The 18318-nt window shown below is 69.0% G+C and carries 16 protein-coding genes; 3 read left to right on the top strand and 13 right to left on the bottom strand.

The annotated features are described in order from the left end of the window. Nucleotides 1-2 precede the first annotated feature (2 nt). The 6 genes from NXI30_14615 to NXI30_14590 form a co-directional block, all read right to left on the bottom strand. Nucleotides 3-854, bottom strand: coding sequence for an SDR family oxidoreductase (locus NXI30_14615; GenBank protein MCR9095451.1), 852 nt, complete (start codon nucleotides 852-854; stop codon nucleotides 3-5). Then, entirely contained in the window at nucleotides 851-2458 is a 1608-nt protein-coding gene (locus tag NXI30_14610) for a methylcrotonoyl-CoA carboxylase (GenBank protein MCR9095450.1), read from the bottom strand. Before NXI30_14610 ends, NXI30_14615 begins: the two co-directional genes overlap by 4 nt. Continuing rightward, entirely contained in the window at nucleotides 2458-2985 is a 528-nt protein-coding gene (locus NXI30_14605; protein MCR9095449.1) for a biotin/lipoyl-binding protein, read from the bottom strand. The genes NXI30_14610 and NXI30_14605 overlap by 1 nt, the downstream gene beginning before the upstream one ends. Before the next feature lie 18 nt (nucleotides 2986-3003). Then, nucleotides 3004-4491, bottom strand: coding sequence for an ATP-grasp domain-containing protein (locus tag NXI30_14600; GenBank protein ID MCR9095448.1), 1488 nt, complete (start codon nucleotides 4489-4491; stop codon nucleotides 3004-3006). Nucleotides 4492-4567: 76 nt separating this feature from the next. Next, nucleotides 4568-5275, bottom strand: a complete 708-nt coding sequence (locus NXI30_14595; GenBank protein ID MCR9095447.1) for a TetR/AcrR family transcriptional regulator — start codon at nucleotides 5273-5275, stop codon at nucleotides 4568-4570. Between the two features lies 1 nt (nucleotide 5276). Further along, a complete protein-coding gene (locus tag NXI30_14590) occupies nucleotides 5277-6068 on the bottom strand; it encodes an enoyl-CoA hydratase-related protein (protein MCR9095446.1) in 792 nt (263 codons plus the stop codon). Nucleotides 6069-6318: 250 nt separating this feature from the next. Between NXI30_14590 and NXI30_14585 the strand changes: the two genes are divergently transcribed. Further along, nucleotides 6319-7491: an acyl-CoA dehydrogenase family protein gene (locus NXI30_14585; protein ID MCR9095445.1), complete on the top strand. Its 1173-nt coding sequence runs from the start codon at nucleotides 6319-6321 to the stop codon at nucleotides 7489-7491. Between the two features lie 46 nt (nucleotides 7492-7537). After that, on the top strand, nucleotides 7538-8797 hold the full coding sequence (locus tag NXI30_14580; protein ID MCR9095444.1) for an MFS transporter: 1260 nt from the start codon (nucleotides 7538-7540) through the stop codon (nucleotides 8795-8797). Here the strand turns inward: NXI30_14580 and NXI30_14575 are convergent. Both NXI30_14575 and NXI30_14570 read right to left on the bottom strand, forming a co-directional pair. After that, nucleotides 8794-11301 carry a CoA transferase gene (locus NXI30_14575; GenBank protein MCR9095443.1) on the bottom strand — a complete coding sequence of 836 codons (2508 nt, stop codon included), beginning with the start codon at nucleotides 11299-11301 and terminating at the stop codon, nucleotides 8794-8796. The two genes, NXI30_14580 and NXI30_14575, sit on opposite strands and share 4 nt — an antisense overlap. Before the next feature lie 27 nt (nucleotides 11302-11328). Beyond that, on the bottom strand, nucleotides 11329-12345 hold the full coding sequence (locus tag NXI30_14570; protein ID MCR9095442.1) for an alpha/beta hydrolase: 1017 nt from the start codon (nucleotides 12343-12345) through the stop codon (nucleotides 11329-11331). A gap of 194 nt (nucleotides 12346-12539) precedes the next feature. Between NXI30_14570 and NXI30_14565 the strand changes: the two genes are divergently transcribed. Then, on the top strand, nucleotides 12540-13046 hold the full coding sequence (locus tag NXI30_14565) for an elongation factor P hydroxylase (protein ID MCR9095441.1): 507 nt from the start codon (nucleotides 12540-12542) through the stop codon (nucleotides 13044-13046). On the opposite strand, the gene NXI30_14560 is transcribed toward NXI30_14565, so the two are convergent. The 5 genes from NXI30_14560 to NXI30_14540 form a co-directional block, all read right to left on the bottom strand. Beyond that, nucleotides 13026-13865: a pentapeptide repeat-containing protein gene (locus NXI30_14560; GenBank protein ID MCR9095440.1), complete on the bottom strand. Its 840-nt coding sequence runs from the start codon at nucleotides 13863-13865 to the stop codon at nucleotides 13026-13028. The two genes, NXI30_14565 and NXI30_14560, sit on opposite strands and share 21 nt — an antisense overlap. A 260-nt stretch (nucleotides 13866-14125) precedes the next feature. Next, entirely contained in the window at nucleotides 14126-14848 is a 723-nt protein-coding gene (locus NXI30_14555; GenBank protein MCR9095439.1) for a TonB family protein, read from the bottom strand. A 170-nt stretch (nucleotides 14849-15018) separates the two neighbouring features. After that, nucleotides 15019-16482, bottom strand: coding sequence for a wax ester/triacylglycerol synthase family O-acyltransferase (locus NXI30_14550; GenBank protein ID MCR9095438.1), 1464 nt, complete (start codon nucleotides 16480-16482; stop codon nucleotides 15019-15021). Nucleotides 16483-16588: 106 nt separating this feature from the next. Then, nucleotides 16589-17407: an SDR family oxidoreductase gene (locus NXI30_14545; protein MCR9095437.1), complete on the bottom strand. Its 819-nt coding sequence runs from the start codon at nucleotides 17405-17407 to the stop codon at nucleotides 16589-16591. Nucleotides 17408-17411: 4 nt separating this feature from the next. Beyond that, on the bottom strand, nucleotides 17412-18272 hold the full coding sequence (locus NXI30_14540; protein MCR9095436.1) for a VOC family protein: 861 nt from the start codon (nucleotides 18270-18272) through the stop codon (nucleotides 17412-17414). Nucleotides 18273-18318 lie beyond the last annotated feature (46 nt).

Here is an 18318-nt window from a genome sequence, read left to right as displayed (position 1 = left end):
GGCTAGCCGTCGAAGTACGACGGCTTGTCCGTCAGCCACAGCTCGCCCCAGAGCTGGTGGCCGCCGTCCACGACGAGGGTCTCGCCCGTGATGAAGCGGCCGGAGTCGGCGGCCAGGTAGACGCAGGCCTGCGCGATGTCCTGGGCGTCCCCGAGTCGCATCATGGGGTTCGACCGGGCCATTCGTGCCTGGGCCTCCGGCGGGTAGACGTTCATCCCTTCGGTGTCGATCGGTCCGGGCAGCACGCAGTTCACGCGGATGCGATCCGGCGCCCATTCGACGGCGAGGTTCCGGGACAGGTGATCGACGGCGGCACGGGCGGCGACGGTGTGGGCGAGGCCGTACATGCCGCGCAGGTGGGGTGCGATGATGTTGACGATCGCGCCAGGAACCTGCTCGCGCTGCCAGAGGCGTGCGGCGCGCTGCATCATGGTCCACGTCCCGTTCAGGTTCGTGTCGATCACCGCGCGCCAGCCCTTGTCCGAGAGCGCCGCCGACGCCTGGGGAAACTGGCCGCCGGCGTTGTTGATCAGGACGTCCGGGACGATCCCATCGGCCTCGAGGGCCTCGAAGAGCGCGTCGACCTGCTCCGGATCGCGGATGTTGGTCGGTTTCACGTGATGGTCGGCGCCGATCCGGTCGAGCAGGGCGGCGGTCGTCGCGAGCTTCTCCTCGCTTCGGCTGGCGAGGACGATCCGGGCGCCGAGGCGCGCGAAGAGCACGCTGATGGCCTTGCCGATCCCGCTCCCGGCGCCGGTCACGAGGGCGGTCCGCCCTCGGAGCAGGTCGTCGCGGAAGACGGTCGCCCGGGTGAGCAGCGCCTCGTCGGGGATCCCGAACGAACGCCCGCTCACAGGCGCAGCACGCCGTAGTGGGGCTCGTCGATCGGCGTGTTCAGCGAGGCGCTGATCGCCATCCCGAGGGCGTTGCGCGTGTCGACGGGGTCGATCAGGCCGTCGTCCCACAGCTGTGACGTCGCGTAGTAGGCGCTCGACTCTCGGGCATAGGACTCGATCACCGGCTGCCGGATCGCTTCGATCTCGGCGGGGGTCGGCTTCTCCCCGGCGCGTTCGAGCTGCCGGATCTTCACGTCGGCGAGGGTGTTCGCGGCCTGCTCGGCGCCCATGATCCCGATCTGGTGATTCGGCCAGGAGAAGATGAAGCGGCCGTCGTAGGCGCGTCCGCACATTCCGTAGTTCCCCGCGCCGAAGGAGCCGTTCACCATCACGGTGAATTTCGGAACGGACGCGCCGGCCTGCACCATGATGAACTTCGCGCCGTCCTTGCAGATGCCGCGGGCCTCGTACTCGCGGCCGACCATGAAGCCGGTGATGTTCTGCAGGAAGACGAGCGGCGTCCGGTTCTTGTCGCAGAGCTCGATGAAGTGGGCGCCCTTGAGCGACGAGTCGTTGAAGAGCACGCCGTTGTTGGCGAGGATGCCCACCTTCTGGCCCCAGATGTAGGCGTATCCGCAGATCAGCGTCTTGCCGTAGTCCGGCTGGTACTCGTGGAAGTAGCTGCCGTCGACGATCCGCGCGATCACCTCGCGCATGTCGAACTGGATCTTGATGTCGTCGGGCACGATCCCGTAGAGCTCCGCCGGGTCGTAGGCCGGCGGCTCGGGCTCACGGCGCTCGATCGCGGCCTTCTCCGGTCGATGCCACTGGGAGACGATCTCGCGCCCGAGCAGGATCGCCTCCTCCTCTGAGTTCGCCGCGTAGTCGGCGACCCCGGAGACCCGGGTGTGGACGTCCGCGCCGCCGAGGGTGTCGTGGTCGACGACTTCGCCGGTCGCCGCCTTCACGAGGGGCGGGCCGCCGAGGAAGATCCCGCCGTTGCCGCGCAGGATGATCGAGTAGTCCGAGAGGGACGGGATGTAGGCGCCGCCCGCCGTGCACTGTCCGAAGACGAGGGCCAGCTGGGGCACCCCCATCTTCGACAGGATCGACTGGTTGCGGAAGATCCGCCCCGCGTTGTCCTTGTCCGCGAAGAGCTCGGACTGGAGCGGAAGGAAGCCGCCGGCACTGTCGCAGACGTGGACGACGGGCAGGCGGTTCTCGATCGCGATGTCGAGGATCCGCACGTTCTTCTTGACGGTCAGCGGGTACCATGCGCCGCCCTTGATGGAGGGATCGTCCGCGCGGATGATCACCTCGCGGCCCGAGACCACGCCGATCCCGCAGACGACGCTCGCGCTCTTCGCATCGCCGTCGTACTCGCTGTTCGCGGCGAGGGAGGAGAGCTCGAGGAAGGGCGTCCCCGGGTCGATCAGCCGCTCGATCCGCTCCCGGACGAAGAGCTTGCCGTGGTGGGCCAGGCGATCCAGGTCGCGCTGGGGCCGCTCGAAGCGCGCGGCGTCCTGTCTCGCCCGGAACTCCGCCACCCGCTCGAGGTTGGCCGCGCGGTAGCGCTGGAAGTCCGCGCTCCGCGGATCGATCCGACTCTCGATTCGTCGCATCATCGCGTCGTCTCCTCTGCTTCGCCGTCTCCCGAAGAGAGCCGGACGAGGGCATCGCCCTGGTCGAAGGTGTCGCCGGCCGCGACGCAGACCTCGCCGACGACCCCGTCCGCCTCCGCCGTGATCGCCGTCTGGAGCTTCATGCTCTCGATCGTCATGAGCAGCTGCCCGGTCGTCACGGCATCGCCCGGCGAGATCGCCACCTCGACGACCGTCCCCGGCATCGGCGCCTGGATCACCTCGGCGCCGCCCGAGGGATCCGCCGCGCGTCGCGCGCGTCCGAGGGCGTTGATCGCCTCGACCCGGTGGACGCGCCCGCGCCAGTGAATGAAGTGCAGGTCGCCCTGGACGGCGATGAAGATCTTCTCCTGGCGCCCGTCGATCTCGAGGAAGTGCTCGCCGGGGACGAGGCCCGGGAAGAGCTCCGCCGCGAAGTCGCGGCCCTCGATCGCGAGGCGTCCGCGGCCCGGTCGGTGGACCGGGTGGACCGCGAAGGTCTCGCCCTGGAGTTCGAAGTGGTATCCCATCTGCGCTCGACCTCCGGTTCAGTTCTGCCAGCGCCCGATCGAGGCGGCCGGCTGGGGGACCGCGGAGACGCGCTCCACGAAGTCCCGGTTCGAGAGCGCCGCCGCCGCGAGCACGGTGTCGCGCTCTTCGTTCGCGAGCGACGGACTCGCGAGCTCGCCTTCGTGGCTCGGGATGAAGCCGGTCTCGACCCGGCCCGCCGCGAAGTCCGGGTGGCCGAGGATCCGCTCGAGATAGGCGGCGTTCGTCGTACAGCCGAGGATCACGGTCTCCGACAGGGCCTTGCGCATGCGGTCGATCGCTTCGTCGCGGTCTCGCCCGTGGACGATCACCTTGGCGAGCATCGGGTCGAAGGCCGTCGTCACCTCCTGGCCCTGCGCGATCCCGCCGTCGAAGCGGACGCCGGGGCCTTCCGGAGGGCGCACGAGCAGGAGCGGCCCGACCGCCGGGCGGAAGTCCTGGTCGGGATCTTCGGCGCAGAGGCGACACTCGATCGAGGCGCCCTGGAAGCGGAGCGAGTCCTGATCGAGCGCGAGGGGCTGGCCGGCCGCGATCTTCACCTGCTCCTCGACCAGGTCGACCCCGGTCACCATCTCGGTCACCGGGTGCTCGACCTGCAGGCGGGTGTTCATCTCGAGGAAGTAGAACTCGCCGTCGGGGGCGAGCACGAACTCGACGGTGCCCGCGTTCCGGTAGCCCGCGGCGCGGGCGATCCCGACCGCCTGCTGGCAGATGCGATCGCGGAGCCCGTCCTCCATGGCGGGGGCCGGCGTCTCCTCGACGAGCTTCTGGAAGCGGCGCTGGATCGAGCAGTCGCGCTCGCCCAGGTGAAGGACCTTTCCGTGCGCGTCGGCCAGGATCTGGACCTCGACGTGGCGCGGCGACTCGACGTAGCGCTCGGCATAGATCCGGTCGTCGGCGAAGTAGCGGAGGGCCTCCGAGCGGGCGAGCTCGATCGCCCGGGGCAGGTCCGCGGTGCTCCGCACGATCTGCATGCCCTTGCCGCCGCCGCCGGCGCTCGCCTTGATCAGGAGTGGGAAGCCGATCTCCTCGGCCCGCGCGGCGAAGGTGGCCGGGTCGTCCTCTTCGCTGGCGGACGGGGTGAGCGGGTAGCCGGCCTCCGCGACGAAGCGCCGCGATTCGATCTTGTCGCCCATCAGGCGGATGGCCTCGGGGGTCGGGCCGATCCATCTGATTCCGGCCTTCTCGACGGCCTCGGCGAAGGGCGCGTTCTCGGCGAGGAAGCCGTAGCCCGGATGGAGGGCGTCCGCGCCGATCTCGCCTGCGATCCGGATGATCTGGTCGGCGTCGAGGTGGGCGGCCACCGGCGTCTCCCCCTCGATCGGGCAGGCCTCGTCGACGGCGAGGGCCGCGGGGCCGCCCGCATCCTCGGCGTGCACTACGGCGGCGCTCGCGATCCCGAGCCGGCGCAGCGTCGTCGCCACGCGCAGCGCGATCTCACCGCGATTGGCGATCAGGACCTTCTCGATCCCGGGTACGCTCGTCATGTCCTCTCCTCGTTCGATCCCCGATTCCGGCGGCTGCGACGGTGTCCCCCGTTCGCGCGCGCCTCCCGGCGGATCGTCATGGGCTGACCCGTGATTCGAGTCGCTCGATCGCACGCTCGAGCCGCGCCACCGTCGCTTCCGCGGGCGCGTCGCTCGCGCCCACGCCGGGGCGCGCCAGAATTCCGCGGAGCAGCGCCTCGGAGAGCTGATCTGCGAGGCCGGCGGCGTCGAGGGGGGCGCCGGTGAAGACCGAACGCCAGACCGCGTGCTCGATTCCTCCGTAGAGGAGGTCGCGGGTCACGCTCGGGACCAGGTCGCTCCGGAGCGTCTGGTCCCGGACGCCTTCTTCGAGGACGGCAAGGGCGAGGCCCGTGTAGCGCCGGTTCAGGTCCAGGATCGCCTCGTCGTAGAGGGCGACGTCCGGGCGCGCTTCGGAGACGATCAGACGACAGAGTCCGAGCTCCCGCGCGAAGGTGTCGAGATGGTGGCGGATCACGAAACGCAACCGGTTCTCGACGCCGCGGACCGCGTCGAGGCCGCGCTCGGTGTCGCGGATGAGCTCCTCGTAGAACTGCTTCATGACGGCGATCAGCAGGGCGCGCTTCGAGTCGAAGTAGGCGTAGACGGTCCCTTCGACGACCCCGGCGCGGGCGGCGACCTCGGCGACGGCAGCGGCCGCATAGCCCTGCTCGGCGAAGACGGCGCGGGCGGCTTCGAGAATCTCGGCTTCCCGTTCGGCGCGCGGGCGCCGGGTGCGTCGGCGCTGGGTCGCAGGGGCGGTCATGCTAGGTGCCCTGGAAGTCCGGGCTTCGCTTCTCGCGGAACGCGCGGAAGCCCTCGATCGCATCGCCGGTCCTGGCCATGTTCGGCAGCGCGAGCTGCGCGTACTCGAACGCCTGCGCCAGGGTCATGTCCTCGAGCGCGTGGAGGCCCATCTTGCCGAGACGGATCGCCGAAGGGGAGCGCGTGACGATCGTGCCGACGAGCTCGTCGACGGCCGCGTCGAGCTCTTCCCCCGGCACGACCCGGTTGAGCAGCTCCGCCTCGAGGGCCTGCTCGGCGCTCCAGCGCGCGCCCGTGATGCACCACTCGAGCAGTCGGCGCCGAGGCATCGCGCGCAGCATGTAGGGCAGGATCATCATCGGGAAGAGGCCGATCCCGGATTCCGGGACGCCGAACGTGGCATGGTCCGCGGCGATCGCGAGATCGCAGGCGCACATCAGGCCCATGCCGCCGGCGAGCGCATGGCCGTTCACGCGGGCGAGCGTCGGCTTGGTCGTCTGCTCGAAGGTCTTGAAGAGGGAGATGATCGGGTTTTCGGGGTGGGCGGGGTCGACCTCGAAGGGGGAGTCGGTCGCGTTCGCAGCGAGGTCGCCCCCGGCGCAGAAGGCCTTGTCGCCGGCCCCGGTCAGCACGATCACGCGCACGTCCGGATTGCCCTGCCCCTGGCGGAGCGCTTCCGCGATCCGCCCTGCGACCTCGTCGTTCAGCGCGTTCCGCTTCTCTTCGCGATTCAGCGTGATCGTCTGGACGTGGTCCTGGACGTCGACGAGCACGAGGTCGGGCGCGGGGGGCATTTGCGAGTCTCCTGGGGGGCCACCGGGCGGCCATCCGGCTGCGAGCGGGGCCTCGGGACTGCCTCGACCGCTATTGAGAGAGACTCAATAAAAAAAGACCCACTGTCAATGAATTTGAGTGGACTTTATCCTTGGAAGGCGCTGATATTGAGAAGATCTCGATCAGCTGGGATGGCCGCCTCAGGTGAGACTCACCCCCGATCGATGGACATGAGAGATCTCCCGCGCCCGGGAGACCCAAGGAGCCCCTATGTCCGCCGGATTCAGCTTGAACGAAGACCAGCAGGCGATCCTCGATGCCGCCGACCAGTACGCGCGCGAGGAGCTCTATCCGCTCGCCCAGCGGATGGACGACGAGGAGTGGTGGCCGGACGCGGAGTTCCGGGCGCTGGGCAAGGCGGGCTACCTCGGGATCACCACGCCGAACGAGCTCGGCGGAGCGAACCTCGATCTCTTCTCGAGCGGACTGGTCTGCCAGGCGATGGCGCGATGGAACTACGCGCTCTCCCTCTCGTGGATCGCCCACGAGAACCTCTGCATGAACAACATCCTGCGCAACGGCTCCCCCGAGCAGGTCGAGCGGTGGGTTCCGGGGCTCTGCGACGGCTCCTTGATCGGTTGCCTCGGGCTGACCGAGCCGGGGGCCGGTTCCGACGCGCTCGGCTCGATGGCGACGACGGCGGTCCGTGACGGCGACGACTACGTCATCAACGGCCGGAAGCTCTACATCACGAACGGGCCCGTCGCCGACGTCTGCCTGCTCTACGCGAAGACCGACATGACGAAGGGGGCACACGGGATCACGGCCTTCGTCGTCGACATGCACGCCCCGGGCGTCACCGTCGCGCAGAAGATGATCAAGATGGGCTTTCGGGGCTCCCAGACGGCCGAGCTCGCCTTCGACGACTGTCGCGTGCCGGCCGGGAACGTGATCGGCAAGGAGAACGAGGGCGTGAAGTGCGTGATGAGCGGGCTCGACCTCGAGCGCGCGACGATCGCGCCGATCTGCGTCGGGATGGCCGAACGGGCCCTCGACCTCTCCGTCGCCCACGCGAAGGAGCGCAAGCAATTCGGCGAACCGATCGCGAACTTCCAGATGATCCAGTCGCGTCTCGCCGACATGGTCGCGCTCGTCGAGACCATGAAGGTCTACAACTACTACGCGCTCGCCGCGCTCAACGACATGCCCGTGGGCGAGGGCGGTCGCGGTCCCGTCCACAAGATCGCGGCGACCTCGGTCATGTACTGCGCGGACGCCCTCAACAAGGTCCTCGACCACGCGAGCCAGATCCACGGCGGCGTCGCCTACATCTGGGAGACCGAGATCAATCGGCTCTATCGCGGGATCAAGCTCCTCGAGATCGGCGCGGGCACGACGGAAGTCCGCAAGATGATCATCGCCGAGGAGCTGTTGAAGGAGTAGGCGTTCGCCATTGCGGTGACGCCCCTTTCGGGCTGAAATCCCGGCCATGCTCTCGGAAGCCGAATTCGTAGGTGACCGCCGGCGGGTCGCCTACGTCTCGCTCGGCATGCTCATCGCCGTCAACGTGATGAGCCAGCTCGATCGCCAGATCATGAGCGTGCTGATCGAGCCGATCCGGACGGATCTCGGACTCTCGGATACCGACATGGGAATCATCGTCGGTGCCGCCTTCGTCGTGTTCTACACGATCGCCGGGTTCCCGCTCGGTCGGCTCGCGGATCGGGCGAATCGGCGGAACGTGATCGTCGCCGTGCTGAGCTTCTGGAGCATGATGACCGCGGCGTGCGGACTGGCCCGCGGCTACTGGACGCTCTTCGCGGCGCGCGTCGGCGTCGGCATCGGCGAGGCGGGCTGCGCCCCTGCGGCGCAGTCGATCCTCGCGGACAGCTTCCCGCCGGAGCGCGTCGGACGTGCGCTCTCGAGCTACCAGATGGCGATCCCGATCGGCATCTTCGTCGGCCTCGCCGGAGGCGGCTGGCTCTCCGATCACTTCGAGTGGCGGCAGGTCTTCATCATGGTCGGTCTGCCCGGTCTCCTCGTGGCTGCGATCGCCTTCTTCGTCATCCGCGAGCCCGAGCGGAGCCCCACGGCGGAGGTCGAGCCGATGGGGAAGGTCGTGCGCGAGCTGCTCGCGACGCCGACGATTCGCCAGCACTTCCTCGCGCTCTCGATCCAGACGATGACCCTCGCCGCGACGGCGACGTTCAACTTTCCGTTCATGCAACGCGTGCACGGACTGTCGGGCGCAGAGGCCGGCCTGGTCATCGGACTCGTGACGGGAATCGCAGGAGCGGCCGGCACCTATCTCGGGGGCTCCCTGGGCGATCGTCTGGCCCGGAGCGACCCCCGATGGCGGATCGGTTGTCTCGGTGTCGGCGCCGTCGCGTCGATCCCGTTCACCGTGACGGCCTATCTGACCGACAACGTCGTGCTCTCGATCGTCGGGCTGACGCTGGGTGTGATCGGCAGCTACATGTACGCCGGCGCGGGGCATGCGGTCGCGCAATCGCTGGTCGGGGACCGGCGGCGGGCGACCGCCGCGGCGACGGCACTCTTCTTCATGAATCTCTTCGGCTACGGTGGCGGTCCGGCCGTCAGCGGACTGATGAGCGACGCCTTCGGCGGCGAGGAAGGCATCCGCTACTCGCTCGCGTGCATGCAGGCCCTGTTGCTGTGGGCCGCCTTCCACTACTACATGGCGACGCGGACCTATCGCGCGGATCTCGCGGCGACGCGGAGCGCCTAGTCACCCCCCGCCGGATCCCAGGGCGATGCGGCGACCTTGGACGGATCCTTGGCCAGCGCGGGATAGATCGTCTCGTCCCCGACGCAGCCCGCCTCGAAGAGCGCCTCCGTCTTCGCCTCGTCGAAGCCGAGATCCGAGAGGATCTCGCGGGTGTGCTCGCCGACGAGGAGCGGGCCGCCCTGGACGGCGGTCTTCGTGTCGCTGAACTGGACCGCGAGACCGGGATGGCCGAGATGGCCGACCATGCGGTGGTCGTAGGAGGCGACGAGCTCGTTCGCGATCAAGCCCTTCTCCTGCCAGAGGCCGATCGCGGCGTCGCCCATCGCGAGCTCGCAGGGGACGCCCGCCCGGTCGAGCTTCGTGAAGACGTCGATCCCCTTCTCGTTCGCGACGGCGGCCTCGATCAGGGCCGCCAGTCCGTCGTCGTCGGCCTTGCGCGCTGCGGCGCTGGCGAGCGCGCCGCCCGGCTGCAGCGCTTCGAGCCCGAGGGCCTCCCCGAGCGAGGCCCAGTGGGCGTCCGTCAGGAGCGAGAGACAGAGCCATTCGTCCGCCGTGGGATAGAGACGGACGCCCGCGGAGAAGCCGAGGTGCATCGAGTCGAGGAGCGGCCGCTCCACCGGGGAGCCGTCGGGCTTGGCGACCGCGTAGCTCGTGTTGAAGAGCTGCGCGTTGACGATCGCGGTCTCGCACCACTGTCCCTTGCCGGTCTTTTCGCGCTCGTAGAGCGCCTGGCAGATCGCGATCGCTGCGAGGAAGCCGTTGCCGGTGTCGCCCATGTTCGTGAGGGACCACATCGGCTTTCCGCCGCGGTGGCAGGCGCCGTCCTCCCACTCGACCCCGGCGAGACACGCGCCGGTCTGGTCGTTGCCGGGCAGACCTTCGCGCGGACCGTGCTCGAAGCCCCGGGTGTGGCAGTAGACGAGGCGCGGGTAGCGCTCCTTGAGCGAGTCGTAGTCGATGCCGAGCTTGATCGCCGCCGGGTAGCGCATGTTGTGCATGATCACGTCGGCGGACCCGATCAGCTCGTCGAGGACCTCGCGGGCGCGCTCGTGCTTCAGGTCGATGGCGATGCTCTTCTTGCCGCGGTTGCAGCACATCGCGATCTGACTCGAGTGCCAGTACCAGTCGTAGAGGGCGTTGACCTTGATGACCTCGGCGCCGAGATCCGACAGGACCTGCGTGCAGTAGGGACCCGCGACGGCGAGGCCGAAGTCGAGGACACGGATCCCGTCGAGGGGACCCTTGGCGAGCCGGGCGCCGGTATCCGTCGCGGCCGCGGGGGTCGCCGCCGCGGCTTCCGCCCGGATCTCTTCCGTGTGGGCACCGAGGGTCGGTGCCGGCCCGCGGACTTCGCCTGGCGAAGTCTCGAGGTTGAAGAGGACGCCGGCGGCACGGATCGGCCCGAGCTCGGGATCGTCGAGCTCGGTGACGATCCCGTCCGCCACGAGGAGCGGATCGGTCAGGCCTTCCTCGGGCGAGCAGACCTTCTGGATGCAGACGCCGGCCTGGGCGCCCGCCTCGGTCCATTCGTCGGCGGTGAACTTCCTGACCGCCTCGGCCATCGGCTGCCAGTAGTGGTCGAGGACGAAGATCTCTTCCACGCCGAGGCCGATCCGATCGGGATCCTCTCGAAGGGTGAGGTCCGGCGTGGCGTTCAGCGTGTCGCCTTCCGCGGCGGAGAGGATGAATCGAGGGTTCGGCGGCCAGGCGTGGACCCAGCGGCCGTCGCTGCACTCGAAGTGGCCCTTGGGCGCGCGGCTGTCGCCGATCCAGGACAGGAAGAACGGAGCCTCGAGCTCGTCGGCGACGCCGTAGGCCATGACGCCGGCGGCCAGCGCGCCCTGCAGGAGCGACGTCTCGACGTGCTGGCCGCGGCCGGTGACCTCCCGGGCGCGGAGGGCGGCGCTGATCCCCACCGCGGCGGCGTAGGCGGCGCCGAGGCTCGGGAAGCGGGAGCCCGAGAAGAGGGGGCCTTCGCGCGGCGGGCCCTGGAGCTTCTCGTAGCCGACCTCGAAGTCGGGGTGGATCGGCGGCTTGCCGGCGAGGTGCGGCGCCGAGCCGCCGACCCAGCCGCGCTGCTCCCACATGAGTCCCGTCCGCGCGGCGACGAGGGCGTCGTAGCCCGGGCGATCCGTGTGCGCGTTGTCGCGGCCGTAGCCGGTGATCGAGCACTGGATCAGCCGCGGGTTCGTCTTCGACAGCGTGGCGTAGTCGACGCCGAGGGCCTCGGCCTTGCCGGGCGCGTAGCTCTCGATCACGACGTCGGCCTGCGCGGCGAGCGCGAGGAAGTCCGCCTTGTCCGTGTCGTCCGTCAGGTCGAGGACGGCGCTCCGCTTGCCGCGATTCCAGACCTTGTAGCCGGTCTGTTCGCGGAGCGGGTCTTCGCCCGGGGCTTCGATCCGGACGACGTCCGCGCCGTGGTCGACGAGGAGCATCGTCGCCATCGGTCCGGAGAGGCCGCGGGTGAGGTCGAGGATGCGGAGTCCGTCGAGTACGCCTGCCATAGAGGGGATCCTTCCTTCGTGGGGTCGTCAGTCGCGGGACGCCCTTCGTGCGCCCAGCCAGAGCGCTACGCGCTCCCAGAGTCGTTCGCGTGTGTTTGCGACGAAGTGGCAATGCCACGCGTCGTCCAGCTGCCAGGTCTCGAGCGCGCGCACCAGGGGCAGCTCGTCGGCGGTGTCGCGGTCGTCGTGGAGATCGTGATCACCGAAGACCATCAGGACGGGCACGTCGATCTTCTGCGCCGCGGGCGCATAGCCGCCGGGGATCATCGACGTGAGGCCGCCCACGCCGAGCAGCCGGGTCGCGGCGAGCTGCAGCGCCTCTTCGGCGTCGGCGGGTGCGGTGCCCACGCCGAAGGCCGCGACGCGATCTTCTTCGACGCCATTCGCCCGGGGCGGGTAGGGGCCGCCCATCGCCCGGGTGAGCACCTGGGGCATCTCCCGTCGCAGGCGTTCGGGCTGATCGGCGTAGGCCATGAGGTCCGGGCCGATGAAGCGCGGGGTGCCAGCGGTCGAGAAGGAGAAGAGCAGCAGCGCGTCGTAGGGGTGTGCGAGGGCCTGCTGCTCGACCGTCAGCATCGAGCCCATGGAGTGGCCGACGCCGATCGTGGTCGCGATCTCGAGGGGGGCCGTTCCGCTCGTCGCGTCGCCCGCCTCGATTCGCGCGCGGGCCGCATCGAGGGCGGCCTGATTGGCCGCCGCGATCACGCCCACGCCGATCTCGAGTCCCGCTTCTTCCGGCGATGGCGGCGTGCTGTCGCCGGTCCCGAGGTGGTCGAAGGCGAGCACCGCGTGGCCCCGCGCCGCCATCGCTTCGGCGAAGCTGTACGACCGGTCACCGCCCGACTCGAGGTCGAAGTAGCGGCGGGAAAGGAAGCCCCCGGGCAGGCAGACGAGCAGGGTGATCGGCGTGTTCGGCGCGAGATCCGTCGGCGCGATCCACGACGCGGCCACCTCGAAGCGACCCGCGACCGGGACGACGTCGCTCACGTCGAAGGTCCAGGTCGCGCGCGTGACGGGCAGAGGCGGAACGGCGTCGGGGGGCACGGCTTTCCTCGATTCCTCTTCCTCGATCCCTCGCCTCCGCACTTCGGGGGCCGGGTCGAAAAATACTAAAGGGACTTTTCTATCTTGGCAAGCGCTACGTTCCGCGCGCCGCGGACGCGTTTTCGGGGCGGGGAGTCGAATGTCGCGCTGGATGTCTTCTGCCGTGGTCCGAACGTCGTCTCCGGGGGGGCGGCGTGGCTGATCGTCTGGAGCCGAGCGCGGCGGCCCTCGAGCAGATCTTCGCGGCGTGCTTCGCCGACGACTACCGGACCGTCCTCGAAGGGGGCGGGGACGAGCCGCTCTATGTGCCGTCCCCCGAGCCGTCCTCCGCTCCGCATCGCATCGTCTACCGCGCCGACTACTTCGCGAGCGCGCTCCACGAGGTCGCCCACTGGTGCCTCGCCGGTGCCGAGCGCCGTAGCCGGGAGGACTACGGCTACTGGTACGCGCCGGACGGCCGCTCGGTCGACCAGCAGGCCGAGTTCGAGCGCGTCGAAGCGCGCCCGCAGGCGCTCGAGTGGATCTTCTCCGAGGCCTGTGCCTTCGACTTCCACCTGAGCGCCGACAACCTCGAAGGGGGCGTCGGCCCGAGTTCGAGCTTCGAGGCCGCGGTCGAGTCGGCCCGGGCCGGCTTCCTCGAAGACGGCCTGCCGAAGCGCGCGGCCCGCTTTCGTGACGCCCTACGCGAGGCCTTCGGCTAGACCGACGGGTGAGCGACTTCGCCGTCCCGCCGTCTGCCCCGCCGTAAGTCCCGCCAGACCCAACCCGATCAGTAGTCCGGTTCCCGGCTCAGGGATCAGCGTCCACCCCGCGGCGACCGGATCGAAGGGGACAGTCGCACCGAGGTCCGACCAGGCGCTGGTGAAGTCGGTGTTCGCGTCGTAGAGGGCAGAGCCGATGGTGTTCTCCAGGCCGACGGCGTTGGCGAGGATGGCTCCGGAGAAGTCGGTGTCGTTGACGTCGATTCGAGCTACGAGCAGGCCCCCACCCACGATGTAGGCGTAGAAGGACGCGTCACTCAGGTCGGCTTGCCGGAAGCTCGCTCCGCGCAGGGTGGTCTGGGTGTCATCGATGTATGCGATCGAGACGCCCCGCAGGGTCGAGCGACTGAAGTCAGCGTCCGTGGCGAACACCGCAAGCGAAGCTCCGTCCAGGTTCGCCTGGACGAACGACGCCCCACGGATATTGGCTTCCGAGGCATTCCAGCCCCGAAGGTCTGCGAAGGAGAAGTCGGCGCCAGAAAGCCGAGCTTCATCTGCGACCGAGTCGACCCAGGTGGCCCCGCGCACGTTCGCCCCGGTCATCCGGAACGAAAAGCCGGTCATCCCGGACAACTGGGCACCCGAGAGGTCCGCCCCCTCCAGGCTGATGATCGTACCCGCGGCCTGTCGAAGGTCGGCATTCGAGAGATCCGCATCCCGAAAGTCGGTGCCAACAAGCCCCGCTCGTCGCAGGTCGGCTCCGGAAAGAGCAGCCTCTCTCAGGTCGGCACCTCCCAGCCCTGCGTCCTGCAGGTCCACTCCGGGTGCGAGGTCCGTCCCCGAATAGGGGTGAGGTGTTCCATCCCGGACGCGTCGAAGCGGATCGACAGTCGTCCCATCGGTCCTCTGATAGGAAGCTCCGAACGCCGCCGACGCACCGGAGAGCCAGACTACGAGCACGAGACAAGCGACCGAGGGCCAGCGCATGGAGTTTCCGTTTCCAGCTCGCGGACCGATCCGCTTAGGGAATGCTCGAACTGCTCCGGGCGGGCTGCGCATCGGGCCGGGCAGCGCCAACGTTAGTTCGGGCGCGATTCGACGGGCGCGCCGAGATCGGGGGACTGCGCCTCTTCGGGCTTGAAGACGAGCCGGATCGCCTGTCGCTCGCTCTTCGTCCCGTCTGCATCGGCGGCATAACGCCACTCGCGTACGGCGCGCAGGGCCACGCCGTCGAAGAGAAGCGGGGGCACCGAGTCCACGATGACCGGTGCATCCGTATCTCCGCGCGGTGTCACGCCGAACTCGACCACGGCGTAGCCGCCGATCTGGGCGACCTGAGCGAGCGGCGGGTAGCTGGCGGGCAGGCGCTCGATCGGCTCGCGATCGGTGCTGCCCTGGAGCGCCCGGCTGCGGGCATCCGCGAGCCAGTCCTCGTACCCCGGATCGTTCTCTCGCAGGCGGAGTACGCGCAGGCGTTCGCGGGCATCGTCGGAGGCGAAGGAGAGCGGGGCCTCGCGGAGCAGCTGGCGGTAGGTCTCCCGGGCGCGGTCGACGTCCCCGGCGCGCTCCGCGCAGAAGCCTTCGACGAGCAGGAAGGACGATCGGGCCTCGCTCGCCGGCCAGTCGTCGAGCGAGACGCGACCGGCGCTGCGCTCGATCTCGGAGCAGTCACCTCGCTCGTAGGCCTGGTAGGCGTAGGTGGTGGTCTCGAGGGGCACGTCGCCGCTGGTGCTCTCGGTCGGAGTCTGGCAGCCGAGGACGAGGGCGAACACGAGGAGCAGGGCGGGCGGGTGCGGGCGCATGGGCGGTCTCTCCGGAATCGACCCGCGGAGGATACCGGACTCCGCAGGAGAGGGGGGAACGGATGGTTCCGCTCAGGGAGCGCAACGCAGGGGCGTGGCGGCGCCGAGCACTTCGTCCCCGCGTCCCCCAGCGTGGGGACGCGAGGGAGGGATTCATCCGGCTGACGCGGTCAGCCCTCGAGCAGCGCGTGGATCTCGTTCACGTCCTCGCTCAGCGGCCCGACCTCGACCTTCGCGGCCGCCGCGACGTTCTCGAAGGACTGCCGGAAGCGGGCGATGAAGAGCTCGACGTCGGTCACGATGTCGGGGTCGCAGTTGAAGCCGATCCCCATCGTGCCTGCATAGCTGGTCAGCGCGATGCCGAGGCCCATGCCCTGCATGAGGGGGACCGCAGGATAGATCGCGCGGACGCGCGCGCCGTGGAAGTAGAGCGGCATCTGTGGGCCCGGCACGTTCGTGACGATCGTGTTGATCGGTCCGGACATCGCCTGGGCGCCGAGGGAGAGGAGGACGGAGGGCGTCCACTCCTGGACCTGGTTCATCATCTGGACGCCGATCGCCTGGTTCGTCTCCTTGAGCTCCTCGGTCAGCTCGTGGATGGTCTCGAGCTGCCGACGTGGATCGGACTCGTCGAGGGGAAGCGGGATGATCCAGGACGAGACCTTGTTGCCGAGCTGTCCGCGTTCCTCCTCCTTGCGGACGGAGACCGGGGTCGAGACCTTGAACTCGATCGCCGAGACGTCGACGCCCTTGCCGCGCAGGTATTCGCGGACGGCGCCGGTCACGATCGTGAGCACGACGTCGTTGATCGAGCAGCCGAGTCCCTTCCGGATCGCCTTCAGGTCGTCGAGGCGACACGAGACCCAGTCGAAGCGGCGGTGGGGGCCCAGGCGTCCGTTGATCGGCGTGTCGTCCGCGTTCATGCCCATGCCGAAGAGGCGGGTCAGCGCCGAGACGCGCGTACTCACGTCCTCCCGCAGATCGTCGGTCTCGGCGACGAAGCTCCGGAAATCGCGCACGATCTCGAGCGGGATCCCGACGGTGCGCCTCGCTTCGTCGAGGAAGAGCTCGAGTCTTCGCGGCGCCGGACGCGGTTGGAAGGGCACGGGGTCCGCGATCGGCTCGGGCTCCGGCGAGATCGAGAACTGGATGTTCGCGAGATCGACGCCGGAGGCGCCGTCGATCATGCAGTGGTGGATCTTCACGATCATCGCGAACTGATCGCCCCCCTCGAGGCCTTCGACGATCCACGTCTCCCAGAGCGGGCGGTTGCGATCGAGGGGCTGCGCCTGGACCCGGGCCACGAGGTCCTTCAGCTGGGAGAGGGTGCCGGGCTTGGGCAGCGACGTGTGTCGGACGTGGTAGTTCAGGTCGAAGCGCGGATCGTCGACCCAGACCGCGTGGTCGAACCCGGGAATCTGGTAGAGGCGCTGGCGATAGCGCGGAACGAGATGGAGGTAGCTCTCGGTCGCGCGGCGGACGAGGTCGATGTCGACGCCGCCGGTCTCGTTCCGCAGGGCGCCGATGTCGAGGATGTTGGTCGAGGCCACGTGCATCCGCACGTTGCCGGTCTTCTCCCAGAGCAGGAAGGAATTGTCCTGCGCCGAAAGCCTGTCGTAGTGCCACTTGGACATGAATGGGGATCTCCGGAAAGGCGGGTTCATCATTCTGCCCGAGGACGGGACCGCCCGGCAAGGAAATCCGCCCCAGATCGACCAGGGAGACGCTCGCGCCCCTCGCCTAGCGCGGAGCGCCCATCATCCGACGCAGATCGGCGTAGGTCGGAGCGTGGCTCGTGATCCCGCCATCCACGCGGATCAGCTGGCCGGTCACGTAGCGGGCCTCGTCGGAGGCGAGGAAGGCGACCATCGCGGCGATGTCTTCCGGGCGTCCGGCCTCGGGCGTCATGTGGTGATCCAGGATCATGTCGATCACCGGAGCCGAGAGCCCGACGTCGACCGCGGGGGTCATGATCAGGCCCGGCAGGATCGCGTTGCAGCGGATGCCCTGCTTGCCGTACTGGGTCGCGACGTACTGGGTCAGCGCATTGACCGCCGCCTTCGAGACCGCGTACGCCGTGCCGTTCAGGCCGCCCAGAATCGCGGCGCCCGACGAGGTGTTCACGATCGAGCCGCCCTCCGTCTCGAGCATCTTCGGGATCGCGTGCTTGCATCCGAGCATCACGCTCCGCGCGTTGATCGCCATCGTGCGGTCCCAAACGTCGACCTCGAGGGATTCGATTCCGTCGTCCTCGCCCGCGCTCGCGTTGCCGAGCGCCGCGGCGTTGTTGTGGAGCACGTCGAGTCGGCCGAAGCGCGCACAGGTCGCTTCGATCAACGATCGGAACGCGCCCTCGTCTGCGACGTCGGTCTCGTGGGCGAAGGCCTCGCCGCCCGCCTCCGCGATCTCGTTCGCGACCCTCGTCGCGCCCGGGACGTCGATGTCGCCGATCGCGACCCTTGCACCTTCGGCGGCACAGCGCATCGCGCTCGCTCGGCCGATCCCGGACGCGCCGCCGGTCACGATCGCGACCCGGCCTTCGAGGAGGGGGCCCGGCATCCTCTCAGCCCGCCTGGGCGAGGGCGAACGTCATCCCGCCGATGTCACGCGTATCGAGGTGGGCGAGGCCGAGCGCCGGCACGCGCCAGGTCGTGCCGATGCCCGCGGTCTCGAGGTCGGCGAGGCTGCCTTCCAGGTCGCTCACGTTGAGGCAGAGATGGTGCATCCCCTCGCCCTGGCTCCGCAGGTGGTCGGAGAACGGAGACTCTCCCTCCACGACCTCGTAGAGCTTCAGCTGCGTCTCTCCGAGATCACAGAAGCTCGCTCGAAAGCTCGTCTCGATACGCGCATCGCGATAGAAGGCCCGCGGCATCGGGAACTCGCCGGTCCGGAAGGGAGGCATGCCGAGGACCCGCGTGTAGAAGTCGATCGTCTTCTGCGTGTCCGAGACCACGAGGCCGAGATGGTTGTGTCCCCGCTTTCCGGCGTGTCCGCTGCCGACCATCACTTCGAAGGTCACTCCACCGACGTCTTCGCTCTCGACATAACAGAATGAAGTGAACGGGAGGCCCCAGAAAGGCTCGATTCCGCGCCAGTAGAGATCGGACAGCGTCGCGAGGTATCCCTCATGCGTCCGCTTGTCGAGATTGAAGTGATTCATCCCCTCGCCCTGTTCGTCGAGGAACTCCGCGTGGGGCGGCCGGCCGGACAGGACTTCGATCAGTTCCATCTCGCAGGGGCCGACGGGGGCAGTGGCGACCCGGAGCCGCAGGGGCCCAGCCTGATCGCCGCCGTCCGCCGCAAGCTCGACGTCTTCGACCGTGAAGGGGCCGAGCCCGAGCCCTTCTGAATAGAGTGCGATCACGGGGTCGAGGTCGCGCACCGCCACGCCGACACTCGCTCCGCGTCCGATGTCGAAATCCATGGGATCCTCCGCTCCGCGCGCCTCCGCCGTTTCGGGAAAGGGCCAA

The sequence above is a fragment of the bacterium genome, assembly GCA_024742285.1.
Taxonomy (GTDB): Bacteria; Myxococcota_A; UBA9160; order UBA9160; family UBA4427; genus UBA4427.
Note: the sequence above shows the minus strand (reverse complement) of the source record. Positions and strands in the feature narration are given on the sequence as shown.